The following is an 18,771-nucleotide window of genomic DNA, read 5'->3' as shown; positions in this document are numbered from 1 at the left end:
TGATCCCGGAGGTGCATTAACGTCTGCCGTTAATGCGCTGATTATCCCTGAGAACATCAATCGCAGTCTGCATGGCGATTTTGTCATCCCGCCTTTTTTGTTTGTCCTGCATGACCTGAAGGTATTCCAGCAAGGTGCGGGTATTAATCGGTCGGCCCTGTTTACCCACAGCCAGCACGGCTTCGCCAAGAATAATTTTCACAGGCGGTAGTTGTGCCGGATACCAGTCAAGGGTGTCTTCTGATTTCATCTTAAATTTCTCACGGAAGGGTAGTGTATCATAAATAAGACGTTCAATTTTCAATATCTGATATCCTGATTCAGACACAACTTAACATAACTTATGCCAGTTATTTTTATATTAAAGCGTATAATAATTACTGTATTCCTCAGAGAATTATTTATGTCTTATACCAATGGGCTCAGGTATTTTAAAGAAAGACCGGTTCATGTTGCCTGCCCGGTATGTGCACACAGAGCCGATCAGAAAGCAGGTAAACTAAGAAAAGATGCGGTTCTTGAGTGCCCTGCCTGCGGACTGTTGTTCAGACCTTCAGAATGCTGGTGTATCGGCGGCTGATCAGCCTCTGCCACTTAACGTCAGTGATGTCGGAAAATGACAACGTTCCTCCTGTACTGCTGTTGTCGAGGGTATGATAATGAAATCTAAAAAATCTGTTTTTATTGAAGGGCATATCATGTCGAACAGCTGTCACGGACAGGCTGGCCAACCTTTCTGTATTCACCGGGTCAGGTTTAGTAATGGTAAATATGCGATTATTCGGGTGGCATCCGGGATATGTTTCAAACCAGGCGAAATTATTCAACGAAACGATTGTGAGTGGTTTTATAAACTTACCAAAATTCGGCTTCTTTCTTTTGAGTACCTTGATGATGATGAATCAAGAAGACAATTCCTTGAGTATCAATGATAAAACCATGGATTTATAACAGAATAAACTTGCTGGCTTACAATTCATCCCTGGCTCTTTAAATTATTCACCAGTCATTGGAAAATATTTTTTCCTGAATTTAGATGGACTTAAATTATCTAAAACAAAATGTATCGCTAAAGACGAATTGCCTCATTGTTTTCCTTTTGCGTTATAACCTTCATTAGCATTAAGGAAATTTATGGCACAGACTTTTACTCATAATTTACTTCATCCTCGCCACTGGCTTACCTGGTCTGGTTTGGGTCTGCTGTGGCTTCTCGTTCAACTTCCTTACCCGGTTTTACATATTCTGGGCTCTGGCCTTGGAAAAATATCCAGACCCTTTCTGAAACGCCGGGAACGGATTGCGATTAGAAATATCGAACTGTGCTTTCCCGAGATGACACCGTTTGCCCGGAGCCAGATGGTCAATAAAAACTTTGTTTCTCTCGGGCTGGGACTGGTGGAAACAGGAATGGCCTGGTTCTGGAGCGATGCGAGAGTCAAAAAATGGTTTGATGTCGAAGGGCTTGAAAACCTGACCGGTGCGACAAGAGGAGTAATGGTTGTCGGGATTCATTTTATGTCCCTTGAGTTGTGTGGAAGAGTAATGGGGTTATGCCATCCTATGATGGCAACGTATCGCCCACACAATGATCCATTAATGGAATGGGTACAGACAAAAGGGCGTATGCGTTCAAATAAGGCTATGATTAATCGACGTAATTTATCAGGTTTTGTTCATGCGCTAAAAGCAGGTGAAGCCGTTTGGTTTGCACCAGACCAGGATTATGGGCCTAAAGGAAGCGTTTTTGCCCCTTTTTTCTCGGTAAAGAAAGCAGCCACGACGAACGGAACGTATGCTCTGTCAAAACTCGCTGGTGCACACTTGATCACACTTAGCATGATTCGACGTAGCGATAAAAAAGGTTATCACATGTATATCAGCAATCCGTTGTCAGGCTATCCAGGGGAAGACAAGGTCGCCGCAGCGGCTTATATGAACAAGATCATCGAGCGTGAAATTCTCCGTGCTCCTGAGCAATACTTGTGGATGCATCGCAGGTTCAAAACGCGTCCTGAAGGCGAAGTCTCTTTATACAAATGAACAACTCTACTTGTCATGAGCCAGAATCTATCTTTCTTGCCACTGCGTATTTGTAAAAATGCGATAAGGAATTTTCGATCGGATTCATGTTAACGATGGCTTGACTGACAGCCAAGGTTAATCGATTGAACCGGTTTGGATTTGAAGGTCCGTTATTCGCTCATAGCGGACATTAGCCTAAGCTATTTACCAAACGCCTCATTACGCGCACAGCTCAGAAGGCCTGGGAGCGTTTCTGACGGGAACCGGGTAAAACAGGCAACAAACCCCCAACAAACCCGCCAGAAACGCAGAAGATAAATTTTACCTCACTGCATATAAACGCACAAAAGTGATTAGACTCTGATTTCAATACATTTGCCTCCCCTGCCCTCTGTTTCTTCAACTGTCCTCAATAAGTCATATCACGCTATCCAGCTTAGTTAACGGATAAACCTCAACAAAAGTACCTTTAAAGACTCTTTTAAATGATCTACAATTAACACTCAATCTGAGGAGGTAACATTATGGCATTTCAGGTTCTGACCACTACGGCAGCCAGTATTACTGAGCTCAAACGCGACCCTATGGGTACTTTCCACGCAGGGGATGGCGCTCCGGTAGCCATTCTTAATCGTAATGAGCCTGCGTTCTACTGTGTACCACCGGCACTCTATGCACAGTTGATGGAACTTCTGGAAGATGAAGAACTGGGAAGGATGGCTGATGAGCGAAGCGGGGAAAGGGTTATAGAGGTCAACATTGATGACCTATAAGCTGGCTTTCAACGAATCCGCTCTGAAAGAATGGAAGAAGCTGGGTCATACACTGCAGGTGCAGTTCAAAAAGAAGCTCAAAGAGCGCCTGGAGAACCCCAGAGTTCCGGCATCACAGCTACATGGACGTAAGGACCAGTATAAAATTAAGCTACGTGGTGCCGGATACCGCCTTGTCTATCGTGTAGAGGACGACATTGTCACAGTCACTGTTATCGGCGTAGGCAAACGCGAAAACGACGACATTTATAATGCAACCCTTAATCGCAATTGACTAATGCTGTAAGTGCTATTTTGGCGTCGTATCCGGGCCCACTTTCTTTCTGGGTAACGTTGGCGGCTTCACATCATCTTTACTCTGCGTTCGCCGCGTCATCCAGGGATGGTCAGCAGCAGGTTTGACGTAATATTTAGAGCGCAGATTATAACGCGCATTATCCACACGCTCATGTACGCTCTTTTCATCATCAAGCGGTATTGGTTCAGGCCCATCGACATATTTTTCGTAGCCCAACGGCCGACTTTCATAAAGCACCGTTATTTCACCATTAAAGTTTTCGCATACCGTGACAATCGCATGCCTGAGACGGTATCCCTGCCCTTCTGAACGGATCTGATATGCACTCGTTTTATACTGAAAGGTCAGATTCTTGGAAAGCACCCGACGGGACTGATAACAGAGTATGTAGTTAAGTTCTTCCGGAGAATGAAGAATTCCCCTGTGGGCGTTACCATTTTCACGGGGGATCGAAGCGAAGCGAGAGTTGTAATCCTTCACAAACTCAGACAACCACAGGTTAGCTGATTCGATATCACTGATATTGCGAAGACGTAATTCTTTAACCAGTCTGTCCTGTAAGGTCTGATTAGCACGCTCAACCCGGCCTTTAGCCTGAGGGCTGTTAGCGTGAATTGGCTCGATCCCAAGAGTTTTAATTGCACGGGTAAATTGCGTCAGCTCGCCTTCACGTTCCGGGTTATTCACACGGAAAATACTGTGTCTGTCAGAGTAGAGGGCAAGAGGACGCCCATATTTGTCGAGATAATCACGTAACGTTTCCATATAAGCGCGGGTCGTTTCTGCCGGAGCGAAGCGGAGCGCCATAAGCGCACTGGTGGCGTCATCAATAAAGACAATTAATGTACAGCGAGGCCCTCGTTCTTCAAACCAGTCATGCGGAGAACCATCAATCTGGATAAGTTCGCCATAGCATGGGCGCCGTTGCCGACGCTGATAAATGCGGGCAATTTTTCGGCGTCGCTCACGCCATAAACCTTCTTCAACCATCCACTTGCGCAAAGTCTCGGCCGACAAAGCCAGCCCATGGATCTCCCGTAATTTCTCACAGGCAAAAGTGGGACCAAAATCCGGATATTTATCTCTGACAAGTGAGATGACGAGAGTCCGAAATTCCGACGTGAAAGCATTATTGGGACGTTGTCCTCGGCGGCGGGAAATCAGTCCCTGAGGGCCTTCGATCCGGTAACGCTGAACGAGACGTTTTACCTGCCGGATTGATATGCCTATACGATCCGCAGCCTGCTCCTGGGTGATCTGGCAGCTGACTGAATCCCGAATTATCTGGAGACGGTCAAGTTCTTTAAGGCTCATACTAATGATCTCTTTTGACATGAAATATCCTGGCTGAGAAGCTACGGGGACATTTCAGAATGGGTCAAAAGGGACATTACTGCATAGGATTAACAACGATAGCGTGGCTGCTGAATCTATTGTAGTCGTTATTTACGGGGATCCAGCCGGTTCATATCAAATCGAGTCGGTCTCGGGCTGAACGAAGACGTTGCTCTCCCCGGCGATCATATTGCTGAGTCGTTGTCACGCTGGCATGCCCCATCGCATCTTTCACCGTAATCAAATCTTCCCCCTGGTCCAGCAGCGCCGTGGCAAAGGTACGCCTTAAATCATGGGGGGCGCATTTCGCAATCCCCGCCTGATGCTGACGCACCTGCAGAACATGGTAAACGGCCTGGTCGGTCAGCCGGTCATTCGTCAGGGTATCGAAACGGCGGATGCGGGTGAACAGCGGCCCGGGCGTTTCTCCCCGCACCTGGTCAATCCACATCTGCAGCCGGGCCCAGCTCCCGGCCGGGACATAGGCCATCCGCTCCTTGTTGCCTTTACCCAGCACCCGCAGCGCCCGCTCAGAAGTGACAACGTCACTTAAACTCAGCGCCACCGCCTCGGAGCGACGCAGGCCGCAGCCGAGAATGACGGCCAGCATCGCCGCATCGCGCGGGCCGGTACTGCTGTTGTCCGCATCGCAGGCAGCAAACAGGGCTCGGATCTCCTCCGGCGGCAGGGCGCGTCCCCGGGGCAGCCGGCTGCCGCGCAGGTTCCGCACTGCGCGGATGTGCTGAAAACTCTCCACGTCCATCAGCCGCAGCATCCAGGCTTCCTTCGCCACCCCCTTGAGCGCAGACAGATAGGTGTTGACGGTGGCCGTCGCCCGGCCCGTGTCACGCAGGAGCTCGCTGATCCCCATCACGTGATGCCGGCGCAGGCTCCCCCAGCTGCAGGACTCCATGGAAGTGGCACCGAGCATCCGGGCCACGATCCCGAGAAAGGAGGCCATGGTCTGGCGGCTGCGGGGGGAATTCAGCGACAGGAGATACGCCCGGGCCGGATCGAGTGGCACCTCGCCACTGGCCGCCGCCGGCCAGAACTCCCCGGTCAGGCCGGCCGGGAGCAGATCCGCGAACGGCCGGGTGTCATCATCATAATTGTGACTCAACGTACTGTCTCCCGGGCCGGAAACCGTCCGGCGCGCTGTGTGAAAAACCGGGCCCGATTGCCCTGCATAAGCGTATCGCAGAGAGTCTACTTTTTCAAAGGTACATTTTAATAAGTAGATTAACAGACAGTAAAAAGGTTTAAGGTTGCTCGTTTAAAGGTTAAAAAAGTTACCTAAATGAAACTATTGCAAAAGGTGATTTTCATCACATTTATAATGTGAATGTAAATTTCATGAAAAATTAAATGATATTGTCTGAAATGATAAAGTAACGTTCAGATAAAGAACGAACTCCTTCATGAGTCGTTGATTAAAAACTACTGTTAAGAGGTTGGTCAGTGAATACACGCAAACAAATTAATAATGATGCTAAACTAGATCAATTAAATGAAATAAAAAAATATTCTATTGAAAGAAATATGAATGAAGCGGAGACTAGACATAAAATTATAGATTTCATACTTCATGATTTTCTTGCATGGCCTAAAAATCGAGTTAAAGTAGAAGAATATATTAATCCTGGATTTGCCGATTATATACTTAAAAAAGCCAATGGGGATGATCAATTATTTATCGAAGCCAAAAAAAATGGGGTTTATTTCGAAATCCCTGCTCCTCACGTTAAAGATGAAACTTCATGCTACATATCAATCGCGAAATTAATAAGCGACCCAAATATAAAATCAGCTATGCAACAAGTCCGTACATATTGCTATGACACTGGATGTGAGTATGCGTGCATAACCAACGGTTTAGAGTGGATTTTTTTTAAAACCTTCGAAAAAGGCCGCCGTTGGGAAACGCTCCAGGCATATGTCATTAGGAGCTTGGACTTCTTTGATAAAGAATTCACGAAGGCTTTCAATAATCTATCTTTTATCTCTATAACAGAGAGATCAACCCTTCCAATTCTTCTAAGTAGCACCTTCCCAAAGGACAGAAGCGTTTATTACCCAAAAGAAAAAATAACTTCCTATTCTCACACCATTACTGCAAATAGACTTGCTATTAAGTTAAGACCTATAATAAATAAATATTTTGGAGTAATAAAAGATGATGATACTGAGTTCATGGAACGTTGTTATGTATCTCAAAGAGAATATCAGGGTACATCAGACGGTATGCGGGTACTGATTCAGGATTCGCTAACACCTTATTTTGAATCATATGGTGTGCAACAACTCGATGATACTGGCAAGGGTGGCAGACTTGGCGGTAGGTTAACAAAGAATATAAAGCAAAATCGCAAGGGGGAAGTGCTTGTTTTATTCGGAGGGAAAGGTGCTGGAAAATCAACTTTTATTAAAAGATTATTGCATCATAACGCTCCTCGTTGGCTAAAAGAACATTCGTCTATAGCTATAGTAGACCTCCTAAGAGTCCCAGAAGAACAGGGAGTAATAAGAGATCATATTTGGAATACTATACTGGACCAATTAGATATAGATGGAATACTTGAATCTGATAGAGATGCCCTTGCAGAACAGTTGTTCAGTGATCGCTTTGTAATAGCGTTAAAGCAAGATTTAGCAGGTCTATCTGTATCTTCAGAAAGCTATAATCTCAAATTAAATTCACTTATCTACGAGTGGAAAAAGGATACTATTTATTGCGCATCGCGTTTAGTCGATTACCTTTCTAAAAAAGGTAGAGGCGCTATAGTTGTTATAGATAACACCGACCAATACTCTACAGAGATCCAAGATTTTTGTTTTTCCTCTGCTCAAGAAATATCTGAAAGATTAAAATGTGTAACACTTATATCAATGAGGGAAGAAAGGTTCTATGATTCAAAAATCCATGGAGTTCTTGATGCGTTCCAAAATTCAGGTTTTCATATCAGTTCTCCAAGACCATCCGAGGTATTTAAAAAAAGGCTCGACTACACGATAGGTATGCTAGAAAGAAAAGTCTTAGATGATGAGGGTGAAAATATAGATAGCTTATTTATTCAAGATAGTGCTACATATCTCAAAATTCTGAGCAAAGAATTTTCCAACGATATGTCTCCTTTAAACAATTTTCTTACTGCCTGCGCACACGGAGATATTCGACTGTCGCTTGATCTATTCAGAAGTTTCTCCCTATCTGGTTATACAAATGTAGATGAAATGATCGCTAATAAAGGATGGAACTTCCAAATACATCAGGTAATCAAGCCGGTAATGACTCCAAACAGATACTTTTATGATGAGTCATTAAGTGACATACCAAATATTTATCAGTTAAGGTCATCCCGAAACGGTTCACACTTTACGGCCTTAAGAATTCTTAGAAAGCTAAGTAAAGGAGTTGACCCAACTGCACCATCTTTCTTTTCAGTAGCTACATTGAGAGCATATTTTGCTGAAGTTTTCAGTATGCAAGATGATTTTGAACAGAACTTAGATGTTTTACTTAAACATGGGTTCATCGAATCCGATAATAGGTTGGATGCGTATTCCGGGTCAGTAGATCTCATCAAGATAACAAATTATGGCATGTATATGCTTAATGAGCTTTCATATTATTTCACTTATCTGGATTTAATTTGCACCGACTGTGGGATTTTCGACGAAAGTACAAGTAACTATCTTACCGAGGCAGCACGTCAAGAATATAACCATTTTACACGTGGTGACCGTATTGAACGTGTTAAAGTTCGCCTTGAGCGAGTTGAGAAGTTTATAGAGTACATAAAAAATGAAGAGAGTCACGAACGAGATTTCTATTCACTAGGAATGCCGGAAGATGAAATGTTTTCATCCAGGGCCGATAAAAGTTTCACGACAGAGAAACAAAGAGTAATGAAGAGTGCAAAACGTCAAAACTTCAAGATCCAACATAAGAGGAATGGACGTTAACCAGCACCAGTCTCATCTGAAGATACTTCGATCAAGATTTGAGATGGAAATCATGAGCCTGAGAGGTTAGAATTGATTTTATGGTATGCCTTGTGGTGGGGTATGTCGTAAGAAATCATGCATTTTCTAACCTATCTCAAATTGGCTTTTGAGAGCTTTGTGGTGAGGCGCTGGTTAGCAATGCTTTCAAAGGTCTAACGAACCTAAAACGTTCAAGACGGCGAGGCTTATACTTTGCCATAATGCACAAACCCCCCGAAATCTGAGTGAAACTTGGCGGAATCAGCAGATATCGAGGGGTCCAATAGCAGGCTCTAGGCCTGTGAAGGATTATAACGCATGCACCACATAACACAACATCCGGCCGCCAATAAGAAAGGCCGGTGTGAATGAGATTCTGATCGCCCGCGTCGACAGACGCCACCGCGGGGAACATTCCACGGCATGTAAATGCCCCTCCCCGGTTTATATCCGTCCAGGGCACTTTAAACCGCTCAGCAGAGAGCACGGTCGCGCCCTGCGCAATCTGATGAACCGGAACAAATCGACCGGCGAATGGGTTTTACGCCGCCGGGTGTCTGCCGATCCCCTGTTTGTTTTTCTTCGTGCTGTTGCCGGTCGTCGTCGCGCTTTTCGCAGCGAACGACGCCAGTTACTGGATGCCCTGTTTGTTCTGTTCATTAACAGAGTCGATCTGGCCACCAGTATCGTGACCATCAATATCAGCCGGCTGGCGGCAGAGTTAAGCCCCAGGGACGCCGACGGAAATCTCATCCCCGAACAGGCTGTTTCTACCTCACGAGTTTCACGTCTTATTGCCGAACTTGAACGTTTCGGTATTGTCGAATGCCCCCGAAATGAATGGGATGCGGCCAACGGATGCCGGTTCCCGAAACACGTTATCATCACAGAGACCGGCTGGCAGCTGACGGGTGTTAACATGGATAAGTTACGGGCCGAACAGGCTGAACGCCTGCAGGCCATTCAGGACGGGCAACTGATGCCAGGCGAAGTCATTTCCCTCAGGTTGGCGCGCCGTCGCTGGTATGAGCGCTGCCGTCAGCAGACCCTGCTCAGCCGGCGAACCCGGGTGCTGGAAGGAAAGATGCGCAGCCGGCTTACACAGCTGCCCTTCGACGAGCGCAAACGACAGGTCGCGGAGCAGCTCTGGCGAAGCCTGCAGGGGCATTCGTCTCAGATGACGCCTCACCAGTTTGAGAAACTGGTCTGGAGTCAGCTCTATCAGATGCAGCTGGTCGACCTCGCTCCTCCCGGCACAGTTCCCCCGCACTGACATCCCCGGGATGTTCATCCGCTTCGTTGCGGAGGGTTTCTCACGTCCTCAGCCCCTCACAGCTCACTTTTTGCACGAGCATTCTACTCTTACACCATGAAAACCATCATTTTTTCCCACCATCACGCCACCGGTGCTGGCGGCATTCCATTTTTTTCCCCTTATCTGCAAACAGTATTAAAGGGTTACCCGCATCCGACGTTCAGCTACGCGCAAAATAATCAGGGTTTCACCCTTACTTATCTTCTTAAAGACGTACATCTTATTCACTGAACAACTTCTGTGGATAATGGGGAAAACCGCGCACACACTGATAGAGCTCCACCGGCTTTCACCCCGTACAACACCAGCTTCCTCCCGTCGCAGGCGCCGGGCCCCTTTCTGGCCAGAATCCAACATCGAGCCAGTACCCGACCCCTGCAAAACCGCCGCCGCCCCGGCCCGAAGGGCCGGAACAGCATCGCTTTACGAGGGATGTTGTAACTAGATTAGATGTCGCTGCAGAAAAGTCGTGGAGAGTTCTGCGTACACGCTCGTAAGCGCCTGACGGCGCTAACGCGGAGATACAGCCCTACGGCGGCCGGAGGCCTTGCCGGGCTCACTCCGGACGCGCATATGACGTTACCGAATTGGGGTAAGCGGGTATGGCTTAACAGGGTGAGGGGCTGGTAAGGCAGAAACTATCAATGCGCAGCGGCTTACGCCGGTCCCGGCGACCCTTACCCGCAGAGCCAGTCGTAACAGTTTCTGTCGCCTTTATGCTCTCACGGGCATTAAAGATAATTTAAGCTTCAGTTTTCGATGCAATTATGTATGAATAATAGATGTTTAAGAATTAACATCATTAAAAGGAGACAGCAGATGGCCAGATTACTCGACTGGGACAATGCGCCCAAGACCTATAATGCTCGTGTCGTACAGGAAGCAAATGAAGCGGCTGGTTGGTTAAATCGAGAATACACCTCTTTAAACATTCATTCTCATGACGACCTCAAAAATAGTGTACGGCGTGCGATTGATACTCTCCACGATCAAAAGTTGAGTTTCGCTTTATACATGTTGGCTTACCAGGAAGGGTTGCAAGAACCAGGCGTAATATCATTTGTTGATGTCGAAAATGCCCTGTGGTTAATGCAAAATCCAGACTATGGAATTCCGGAAAAACCAGCCACGCCGTCGGTTGAAAAGTACAATCCATCCTGGTTCAGAAAACCTTAACAGTTTAGGCTTCACCGGATGAAGACAAGCACCACAGCAAAGGCGGTTAAGTGTCCTGAATAGGCGATGTAAAAGAAATGGCGCGGCATGAAGCGACGGCCGTCGTCTTCGGTGTACTGCTGAACCACTCTTATGGCCAGCACGGGCAGAAACAACGTCGGTAGCGTGGCAAACAGGAGGGTCTCCACCGGCAACGCTATCAGATGTGAAATACCGTTGAGACATACCAGCGAGATGACGGCCAGGAATCCGGCGGAGCGACGCCAGCCAGGGGAAACGGGCGCACTGGCGACGGCCAGTGAACAGGCCAGCATCAGTCCCGGCATACCGAAGCTTCCGGGCGTCAGCGGAATGACCATGACAGCCAGCAATAACAAGCCCGTCAGCAGGCCTTTTCTTCCGTAACGGTGATGGAGTGCCAGCAGTTGCGTCACGCCGGCAAACACGAACAGAATGTTCAGGGCATACACGGGCAACTGGTGACGGAACGCCAGCATGAACGCGGGCTGCGTTACCATCGCCCACATCCACAGGCGATTTGCGCGATGCTGCAGACGTCCGGGACTGCCGTGCACGTTCATCGCCCAGATAAGCGTGAACAGGGGGAAGGCCATCCGGCCAAGCGCATACATCAGGGGACTGAGCGGGTTTATGAACAGCGTATTGATGTGATCGACGAGCATGGCCAGAAGTGCCAGTACCTTCACCCAGTCCAGGGCGGCGGGGCTGAGTTGGGCCGGGAACAGGTTCAGATGACGTAATGGAGTGGACAGAGTCACGATATTTTGTCTCCTGACGGCAGGCACCGAGAAGCCACGTCTGGACCCAGAGCCAGAAGGCCTTGCCGGTCCGGGCTGTAACGCTGACCTTCAGCTTCTCAATTATCTTGCGCGCTGCAAATTCAGATTTATCACGGAAAACCCGCATGCAGCCCGCTGAGTCTTTATTCTGAATACAGATACTTAAAATATGAAAATCGTTCATAACCATTCCTTACTGACGCTATTATTATCGGCAGTAAGGAGGATTTATTTAGGTTAAGCATCAATTTAAAAAGTGATCTAAGTGAGTCTATCTCTGGTTCTATTTCATAAGGAAAATACAGAATCATGCGCTCTTAACTCGAAATTAGACATAAAGAACCTGACACATGATAAAAGCGATCAAAGTTAAGTATTCTGACACTTTCAAACATATATGCTTTTAGCAACAGCGAAGTATCATTTTTTTATGATAACTGAATGAATGAGTGCCTACAGACAGTCTTGAGTCTTTATAATAGATTTAATTTATTTTCCGAAGACTTTGAAACATACTTATCAATTACATTAAACAACCAATATATCAGTAAAATCACGATAGCTTCAACAATCATAAGGATGTGATTATCTTTGGTAAAAGAAAGAACCGCCGAGAAAAAAGCCAACACTCCCCAAATGATCAATAAAAAAATGTGAAAAATCGCAACCGACCTAGTAATCGAAGGAGAAGAGCCATTTTTCCTTTCGAATTTAAGACTATAAAGATGACCTGACTGAAAAGGCTCAAGAGCAGTTAAATGATATTCCCATACCTGTTGCCAATGTTTACCCGCTTTGGTGACAAAAAATTGAAACCGTAGTTAGAGAAAATCCAAAAATTGAAACAGAGAATAAACTTAGAAATTGTAGCTCATTAACTTCTTTCCCTTCTGCAAGATTAATCATATCGTTGAGTATGACCCCTCCAGCAGCGCAAAGTACAGCAGTTATTGCCCAAAGATAATTAAGTCGAGACCAGAATAAATTTATTTCATATTCTCTGACATGATGGGCCTTGTTGTAGGCTTCCTTCATCCTTTCCTTATCCTGCAAGGTAAGATAAACTTCTGCGAGTGAAAAGTCTTTACTAAGAAGCTTGTTGAAATATTCTTTATTATTATCAAAGTGAGAAGTCAGATGTAGCGCAACCCCCCTATCATCTAAAGGTTCGTTAGTATTGCATTTATATTTAGTCATTTTGCATCCCTGAACTGTTGAACGAGACAATAAATCCGTCAAATAGTTAAACTACCATGTATTTTGTTATATATAAAGTATGATAATTAACAAATTTTGCTAGTCGGACAATTAAAATACACTTCACTCTGCCTAATTAATGCCTACAGAAAGTATAAGGGTTTGGTTTGCATCGTAAGTTATCCAGCAGGTTTATTGCCCGGAAATCTGTACGTACCTACACTGGCTTCTGCTTTTAATTCTAAATTTGGATGATATATGTGTACAAAAATATTCATTAACCCGCTTTATTGGTCTCTTTACTAAATACCGCGGCGTCGTCCATCTGGATGGATAACCGCTACGCATAGATTATGGGATAAGGAAAAAAGTAATATAATATTGGTAGCGATTCGAGGCTATCGTAGATATCATTATAGCCGTAGCGACACTTGAAATAACCGTATTTTTCAGAATGAATTCGCTAATCATTGTCACCTCACTCCGACGGGTTGCCATGCTTTTAAGAGTCATAACTGCACCGTGTAAGAATGACATGATGCTTCAAGCCATCCTGAATGACCCTGAATAATCCGCAGAAAATGATTTGCCAAGCGGCATGATAGCAGCAAACAGCCCTTCACTGGAAAGGGCTGATGTGTTATATGGGTTTTATTATTCACTACCTGAATTTTTCAAGAATAACGTCCACACAACGCTGCGCGTGTTGGGTGACTTTTCTATCGATTGATAAATCCCCCAACTCATTTAAGGATTGATTCAGAATGTCGCCGATTACGTTTCCTGCAACGTCTTCAAAGGATGAAGCTCCCTGTAAGTGTTCCTCGTTATGAAATTTATCAAGCAAATTATCCAGGTCTAAGTTTTCGGGAACTGTTCTTCCGTTCATGTTACTGCTTAACAGACGAAGATAAAATGAAGTTGTAACATCGTCAAAATCATCACCTAAAGATAGCGACAGCGAGCATAGATTGTTTATTACGTTCTTCTCCCTGCCGGAAGATCCTGCATCGAGGAACCCTTTTATACCTTCAAGCAGGACAAGGTTTATGGCGTCTTCATTCACATAACGCTCACTCATTTCCAGTCGCAAAAGCGCCAATGAATAAAGTAAAAGCTCAAGGGTTGCCGTATTGTTTTTCAACCCTGTAATATTATTTTTATCAATATATTCAGTTCTGATATGCACTATGTTTTTTAGCAGTAAACCAGTCACTTCCTTCCTAATAACTTCGCTCCCTGTTCTTCCGTCGCCAGTAGAGAAGAAATCAAAAAAAGAACCAACCCCTTTTTCAACCCTGATTCTGTGCATTAAACCATCGTCAGGTAAGTTTCTGTATAACGAATAAGAGCTATGTGGAGCTACCGAAGCAGCAGTAGTAGAAGTAGAAGTAGAAGTAGTAGTAGAAGTGGTAGTGGAAGTGGTAGTGGAAGTAGCATTAGCAGCAGGTGAGGGTGCGGAAACAGCAGCAGGTTTAGGAGCCGCTGTCCGCGCAGGAGCAATCCCTTCGTGAGGGTACTTCTCTTTTAAAAATGAATTAACATTATCAAATAAATCAACCAAGCTTTTATAAGATGGCTGGGTTGTATTAGCTAGTTTTATATTATTAATGTACACAGCAACTGCCATGACTTTTCGTTCAACAAAAAACTTTGTGTTACTGTCAAAGGAAAATGACAGTGGTTTTTCCATTTGCTCCTTAGAGAAAATCTTATTATTCGTGATCACCATGCCGTTTTTGGCACTACCGAAAACAGTATCATCTACGAGAATCAAAATATCATCATGGTTTAATTCATGACAATAAGTGTTGATTGCGTTTGCTGTTTTAGTCCGCGGGATGTCGGGATGTATATAAATTTTATCCGCACTGTGTATTCTGTCACCAATAAAATCAAGAACGTTCATTTTTTATCCTTATTCACCAAGTTGTTCAACACATTTCAGTTTCAGCGTGTAGAAGATCGTATCCCATTCTTTTCAAAACCCCTACTTCCGTCCCCACCTGAAACTTGAGTTAAAGGGCCTGAATTACCTTTTAAAATCATATATCCCTTCTCTTCCCGTCTGCTCATTTTTACACCCATTTTTAAGGTATAATAGGCATTACGATGGACCGGTTTTGTTCTGAACTCTGCCAGCTTTTCGAGGCAGAAATCATGTTTTTTATCGTATTGCCCTTGAGGGCTAATCATCGACATTGAGAACTGACCGATACGGCTTTCCAGCCCGATGGCCATCATATTCACCTCATCAATCATTTCACAAAATTCATAAAAAATCCCTTTGCGCTGGATTTCATCTAGCACAGTGACTAGATCGCGAATGGGCTCAGCATCCTTACTGATTAGCAGTCGCCGATCCTTAGCTCCATTAGTGCCAAAGGGATTAACATTGATGATTAAAACACCTTCCGTTTCATCACCGTGCGTTGGCTGTTCAAAACATGTCGCTTATAATGTCATTGAGCATTCAGATTGGAGAAGGAGAAGAACTTATACTACTTTACAAGCTCATGTCACGGCAGCACCGTCGTTGCTCCTGTCCATGTTGCATATTCAGTTGGCTATCCTCTGCAGATTATTGAATTAAGATATCAGCGACGTCCGCTTCTGGCACGGAGCGGACAGCCCAGGAGTGTAATGTCCGCTGTGAGCGAGAAGCGGAAGTAATGGCGTAACTTGCACTCGACGACTATTTTAGTCAGATTACTAGGTTCGATATATCGACCTAACTAACCTGTGGCTATTCGATATATATGTCATAGATTAACATGGAAACTGTAGATTGGGAGATGAGAAAATTAATAAAAATCAACTTGATTCAAGAAAACTAATCTATACTAAGCAAGGCGAAAGATGGTTGAGCCAATTCGATGCATTAGACCAGGAAACTGCGAAGCTTCTGCTTAACTCACTGACTCTTGTCTCCCATACTGAATTTCGTCGAAATCTTGAAGCCCTTATTTTGGATGTTTCAACAAAGATAGCGGGTCCAGTCGCCCTTTATGCCGTAAGGGAACTAAAAAAGAAACACGATAAAGGCCAGTTATTCAGCAGCCATGTAGTTCCATTTTTTGATCAAGTAATTAAAAGTAACAATGGGAAAAATGTAAACTCGATCGGTATCTCGTCAGATCAAGGTAGCGAAGCAATTATAGCTCAAATAATTAGACAACTTTCTAAAGCCAATCCGAAAAAAATTCTAAACCACCCTTCTAAAGAAGAACTTCGAGCGCAGAGATGTGACTCTCTGATGTTTATTGATGACTATATTGGGTCTGGGCAGAGAGTCTCTGATTTTATTGATGCATTCTGGAGAGATAGAACTATAGCCTCTTGGCTATCATCAAAACACATTAAAATTCAGGTTGTAGCTTATTCTGCCACGGCTCAAGGACTCAGGCGTCTAGGATTTTTGAAAGCGTCTCCAGAATTGATTATCTACCGAGATTCAGCAACCTTTATAACCCTCCCAATTAAGGTGGAAAGAAGAGAGGCACTACTGAAACTTTGTGAGAAATATGGGCGTAAGGCATTGAAAGGGAGAAAACATTTTTGGTGGGGTTATCAAAAAAGTATGTCTTCGCTTGTTTTTGAGCATGGGTGTCCTAACAATACACCAGCTATATTATGGGATTCCGATGACCAAAAAGGGAAGTGGGTTGGTATATTTCCAAATAGGAGTGTGGATACAGTAACGGCTTCGGTTTTTCCACCTGAAATTGTGTGTGGTGATCCCATACAAACCCTCCATGATGTAGGTCAGACACGATTGGCGAGGTCAGGTGCACTAATGAGGAGGGGGGCGGTTGGAACTCTCATTCTCGTGGTTCTAGGGTTGATCGCAAAAGGCCAACGTAAGCGTTCAACTATTTGCTATGCGACAGGATTAAACTCAAAGGACTGTGAACTACTTCTTTCGAAATGTATTAAGTGGAAATTCCTAACCCCTGAGCGAAGGATCACCCCTCGGGGACTCTCGGAACTATCTGCGGCGAAGCAGATATCCTTTTCACCAAAAGGATATCTTGCCGTTGGTTCCGACTACTACTATCCTAGGCAACTGAGAGAGACTACGTATGACTAGTGCTAACGAGCAACACAAAGTTACCCCTCGGGGAATGATAGAGGGTTGCTACACCACCTTACAGTGGATGTTGGGGTATGGATTTCCTGAGCCTCACGAAAAAGCCCACGCTTGGCTGGAGACGGCGCACTCTGCCTCTTCCGGCGTAAGTCTTGGGTCACCAGAGCGCGCCGTCGCCTGCGGCGACGCATCGGAGTAGTTATATGTGGTCCTCTCAATCCTACAAAAACCTGGGGCTAGCCAACGGGCTTCCAGAATCCTTGCTCAATGATGCTATCGCCCAGAGCGAGCTTCTTATTTACTCGGAATACACCCTCCCCCCCATTTTAAGTCTCAAACACTTGGCCAAACGTACTAGTGTTGAATACGAGTTGCTTCGCAGTTTCGTGTGTCGGGGTGCAATAAAAGGGGTCGAGAACCTTGAAATTTATAAGAAGTTTTCTATTCGTAAGCGATCTGGTGGACGCCGTTTTATTCATATTCCATCCCCAAAGCTGATGCACACTCAGCGTTGGATCAGTGAATATATTCTCAAAGACCTGCCTGTTCATCCTGCAAGTCATGCTTTCAGAAAGGGAAGCTCAATTCAGAAGTGCGCTTTGCGACATTGCGGAGCTAAATGGCTCATTAAGATTGATATTGCAGATTTCTTCAGTTCAGTGTCTGAAATTCAGGTCTACCGTATTTTTAGATCTTTAAACTATCAACCATTAGTAGCCTTTGAGCTTGCGCGTCTATGTACGGTTGGCACCTCTGGTGTAGGCCCTAGACTCAAGTTTCCACAGTGGCGGGTAAAGGCATTCAATGAGGCTATCCCGCTGTATCACCAGACGTTGCTAGGTTATTTGCCGCAGGGAGCGCCCACTAGCCCATTCCTTGCAAATCTCGTAATGAAACACTGTGATAAGTCTTTGCATGCCTTGGCCCAAAAGAATGGCTTAGTTTATACACGCTATAGTGATGACCTGAGCTTCTCTACAAGAGACAAGAGTTTTGGACGATCTCGGGCTAAGAATTTTGTTTTTGAGGCTTACAAAATCATTTCGCAGTCTGGCTTTCGGCCACAATACAGAAAAACTACAATTGTACCGCCAGGTGGTAAAAAGATCATATTAGGCTTGAATGTAGAATCAGAATTTCCAAAGTTAGCGAAGGGTACAAGGGACACCATTCGGCAACATCTCTACTTCTTGGAAAAGGTGGGGCCTGTGCAACATGCCTTCAATCGAAAATTCGACTCTGTATGGGGGCTAAAGTCACACATCCGTGGGTTAATTGACTACGCAAACATGGTTGAACCCGACTTTGCTAAGGTTTCTCTTGAAAAGTTCAAATCTATTGAATGGCCAGTATAAGTGGCAGACCAGCTTATGAAATGTCGCCACAATATTGTTTCTGACACAGGGCTGATGCAGCAGCCCTATTAACAACTCATACTGATCTACTCCTATTTATTAATGAGTCACGATGTGAGTAACGCCCGCTCCTGGCACAAAGCGGATGGACAAAGTTGCAATGTTCCCTCTGGGTGGAATCATGGAAAAGTTGATAATGCGCAACATTTCCCCCCATAGAGATTGAATGGTCACGATACTAGGCGTATCAAAAGAGACGGCAACTTTGCCATTCTTTTAGGAAACGCATATATGGCTGACAGAAGACCACTTAATCCAGGCGTAGTTGTTCCTAAACCCGGCGGTGGTACACAGCCCCGTGATCGTAACAATGATGGTAGAGTTCGAGAAAAGCGCTCGGATGCTGGTAAACCACGCAAATAA

17 protein-coding genes are annotated in these 18,771 nt (G+C 45.0%); 10 read left to right on the top strand and 7 right to left on the bottom strand.

What is annotated here, in order from left to right:
• Nucleotides 1–16: 16 nt before the first annotated feature.
• Complete coding sequence (locus WFN75_RS21850; protein ID WP_004132711.1) at nucleotides 17–250, bottom strand: hypothetical protein; 234 nt, start codon at nucleotides 248–250, stop codon at nucleotides 17–19.
• A 93-nt stretch (nucleotides 251–343) separates the two neighbouring features.
• Between WFN75_RS21850 and WFN75_RS22730 the strand changes: the two genes are divergently transcribed.
• The 5 genes from WFN75_RS22730 (at nucleotide 344) to WFN75_RS21830 (ending at nucleotide 3,072) form a co-directional block, all read left to right on the top strand.
• A complete protein-coding gene (locus WFN75_RS22730) occupies nucleotides 344–580 on the top strand; it encodes a YnfU family zinc-binding protein (RefSeq protein ID WP_350308983.1) in 237 nt (78 codons plus the stop codon).
• A 79-nt stretch (nucleotides 581–659) separates the two neighbouring features.
• Nucleotides 660–932 carry a hypothetical protein gene (locus WFN75_RS21845; protein WP_170833537.1) on the top strand — a complete coding sequence of 91 codons (273 nt, stop codon included), beginning with the start codon at nucleotides 660–662 and terminating at the stop codon, nucleotides 930–932.
• Between the two features lie 202 nt (nucleotides 933–1,134).
• Entirely contained in the window at nucleotides 1,135–2,043 is a 909-nt protein-coding gene (gene lpxP, locus WFN75_RS21840) for a kdo(2)-lipid IV(A) palmitoleoyltransferase (protein ID WP_336996810.1), read from the top strand.
• 506 nt (nucleotides 2,044–2,549) lie between these two features.
• Entirely contained in the window at nucleotides 2,550–2,798 is a 249-nt protein-coding gene (locus tag WFN75_RS21835) for a type II toxin-antitoxin system Phd/YefM family antitoxin (protein WP_048030981.1), read from the top strand.
• Nucleotides 2,788–3,072: a type II toxin-antitoxin system RelE family toxin gene (locus WFN75_RS21830; RefSeq protein ID WP_004187019.1), complete on the top strand. Its 285-nt coding sequence runs from the start codon at nucleotides 2,788–2,790 to the stop codon at nucleotides 3,070–3,072. Before WFN75_RS21835 ends, WFN75_RS21830 begins: the two co-directional genes overlap by 11 nt.
• A gap of 15 nt (nucleotides 3,073–3,087) precedes the next feature.
• Here WFN75_RS21830 and WFN75_RS21825 read toward each other — a convergent pair whose 3' ends face one another.
• Nucleotides 3,088–4,431, bottom strand: a complete 1,344-nt coding sequence (locus tag WFN75_RS21825) for an ISNCY family transposase (protein WP_336996809.1) — start codon at nucleotides 4,429–4,431, stop codon at nucleotides 3,088–3,090.
• A 130-nt stretch (nucleotides 4,432–4,561) separates the two neighbouring features.
• Complete coding sequence (locus tag WFN75_RS21820) at nucleotides 4,562–5,509, bottom strand: tyrosine-type recombinase/integrase (protein WP_442913319.1); 948 nt, start codon at nucleotides 5,507–5,509, stop codon at nucleotides 4,562–4,564.
• A 380-nt stretch (nucleotides 5,510–5,889) separates the two neighbouring features.
• Here WFN75_RS21820 and WFN75_RS21815 point away from each other — a divergent pair, with 380 nt between their 5' ends.
• The 3 genes from WFN75_RS21815 to WFN75_RS21805 all read left to right on the top strand — a co-directional run bounded on the left by WFN75_RS21815 (nucleotide 5,890) and on the right by WFN75_RS21805 (nucleotide 10,906).
• Nucleotides 5,890–8,394, top strand: a complete 2,505-nt coding sequence (locus tag WFN75_RS21815) for a hypothetical protein (protein ID WP_336996808.1) — start codon at nucleotides 5,890–5,892, stop codon at nucleotides 8,392–8,394.
• A gap of 385 nt (nucleotides 8,395–8,779) precedes the next feature.
• Nucleotides 8,780–9,688 (top strand): plasmid replication initiator RepA, encoded by a 909-nt coding sequence (repA, locus tag WFN75_RS21810; RefSeq protein ID WP_336996807.1) that lies wholly within the window; start codon nucleotides 8,780–8,782, stop codon nucleotides 9,686–9,688.
• Nucleotides 9,689–10,549: 861 nt separating this feature from the next.
• Entirely contained in the window at nucleotides 10,550–10,906 is a 357-nt protein-coding gene (locus tag WFN75_RS21805) for a hypothetical protein (protein WP_212478692.1), read from the top strand.
• Nucleotides 10,907–10,917: 11 nt separating this feature from the next.
• Here the strand turns inward: WFN75_RS21805 and WFN75_RS21800 are convergent, their stop codons facing one another.
• The 4 genes from WFN75_RS21800 to WFN75_RS21785 form a co-directional block, all read right to left on the bottom strand.
• A complete protein-coding gene (locus WFN75_RS21800) occupies nucleotides 10,918–11,685 on the bottom strand; it encodes a TraX family protein (protein ID WP_336996806.1) in 768 nt (255 codons plus the stop codon).
• Nucleotides 11,686–12,492: 807 nt separating this feature from the next.
• Complete coding sequence (locus tag WFN75_RS21795) at nucleotides 12,493–12,903, bottom strand: RipA family octameric membrane protein (RefSeq protein ID WP_336996805.1); 411 nt, start codon at nucleotides 12,901–12,903, stop codon at nucleotides 12,493–12,495.
• 661 nt (nucleotides 12,904–13,564) lie between these two features.
• Nucleotides 13,565–14,812: a hypothetical protein gene (locus WFN75_RS21790; RefSeq protein WP_336996804.1), complete on the bottom strand. Its 1,248-nt coding sequence runs from the start codon at nucleotides 14,810–14,812 to the stop codon at nucleotides 13,565–13,567.
• A gap of 41 nt (nucleotides 14,813–14,853) precedes the next feature.
• Entirely contained in the window at nucleotides 14,854–15,213 is a 360-nt protein-coding gene (locus WFN75_RS21785) for a hypothetical protein (protein ID WP_336996803.1), read from the bottom strand.
• A 478-nt stretch (nucleotides 15,214–15,691) separates the two neighbouring features.
• Between WFN75_RS21785 and WFN75_RS21780 the strand changes: the two genes are divergently transcribed.
• Complete coding sequence (locus WFN75_RS21780) at nucleotides 15,692–16,993, top strand: phosphoribosyltransferase-like protein (protein ID WP_336996802.1); 1,302 nt, start codon at nucleotides 15,692–15,694, stop codon at nucleotides 16,991–16,993.
• Nucleotides 16,994–17,196: 203 nt separating this feature from the next.
• The gene (locus WFN75_RS21775) at nucleotides 17,197–18,348 is read left to right on the top strand and encodes a reverse transcriptase family protein (RefSeq protein WP_097573887.1); all 1,152 of its coding nucleotides are present in this window, start codon (nucleotides 17,197–17,199) and stop codon (nucleotides 18,346–18,348) included.
• The last annotated feature ends 423 nt before the right edge of the window (nucleotides 18,349–18,771 follow it).

The organism is Leclercia sp. UBA7405 (assembly GCF_037152215.1).
GTDB lineage: Bacteria > Pseudomonadota > Gammaproteobacteria > Enterobacterales > Enterobacteriaceae > Enterobacter > Enterobacter pneumoniae.
Note: the sequence above shows the minus strand (reverse complement) of the source record. Positions and strands in the feature narration are given on the sequence as shown.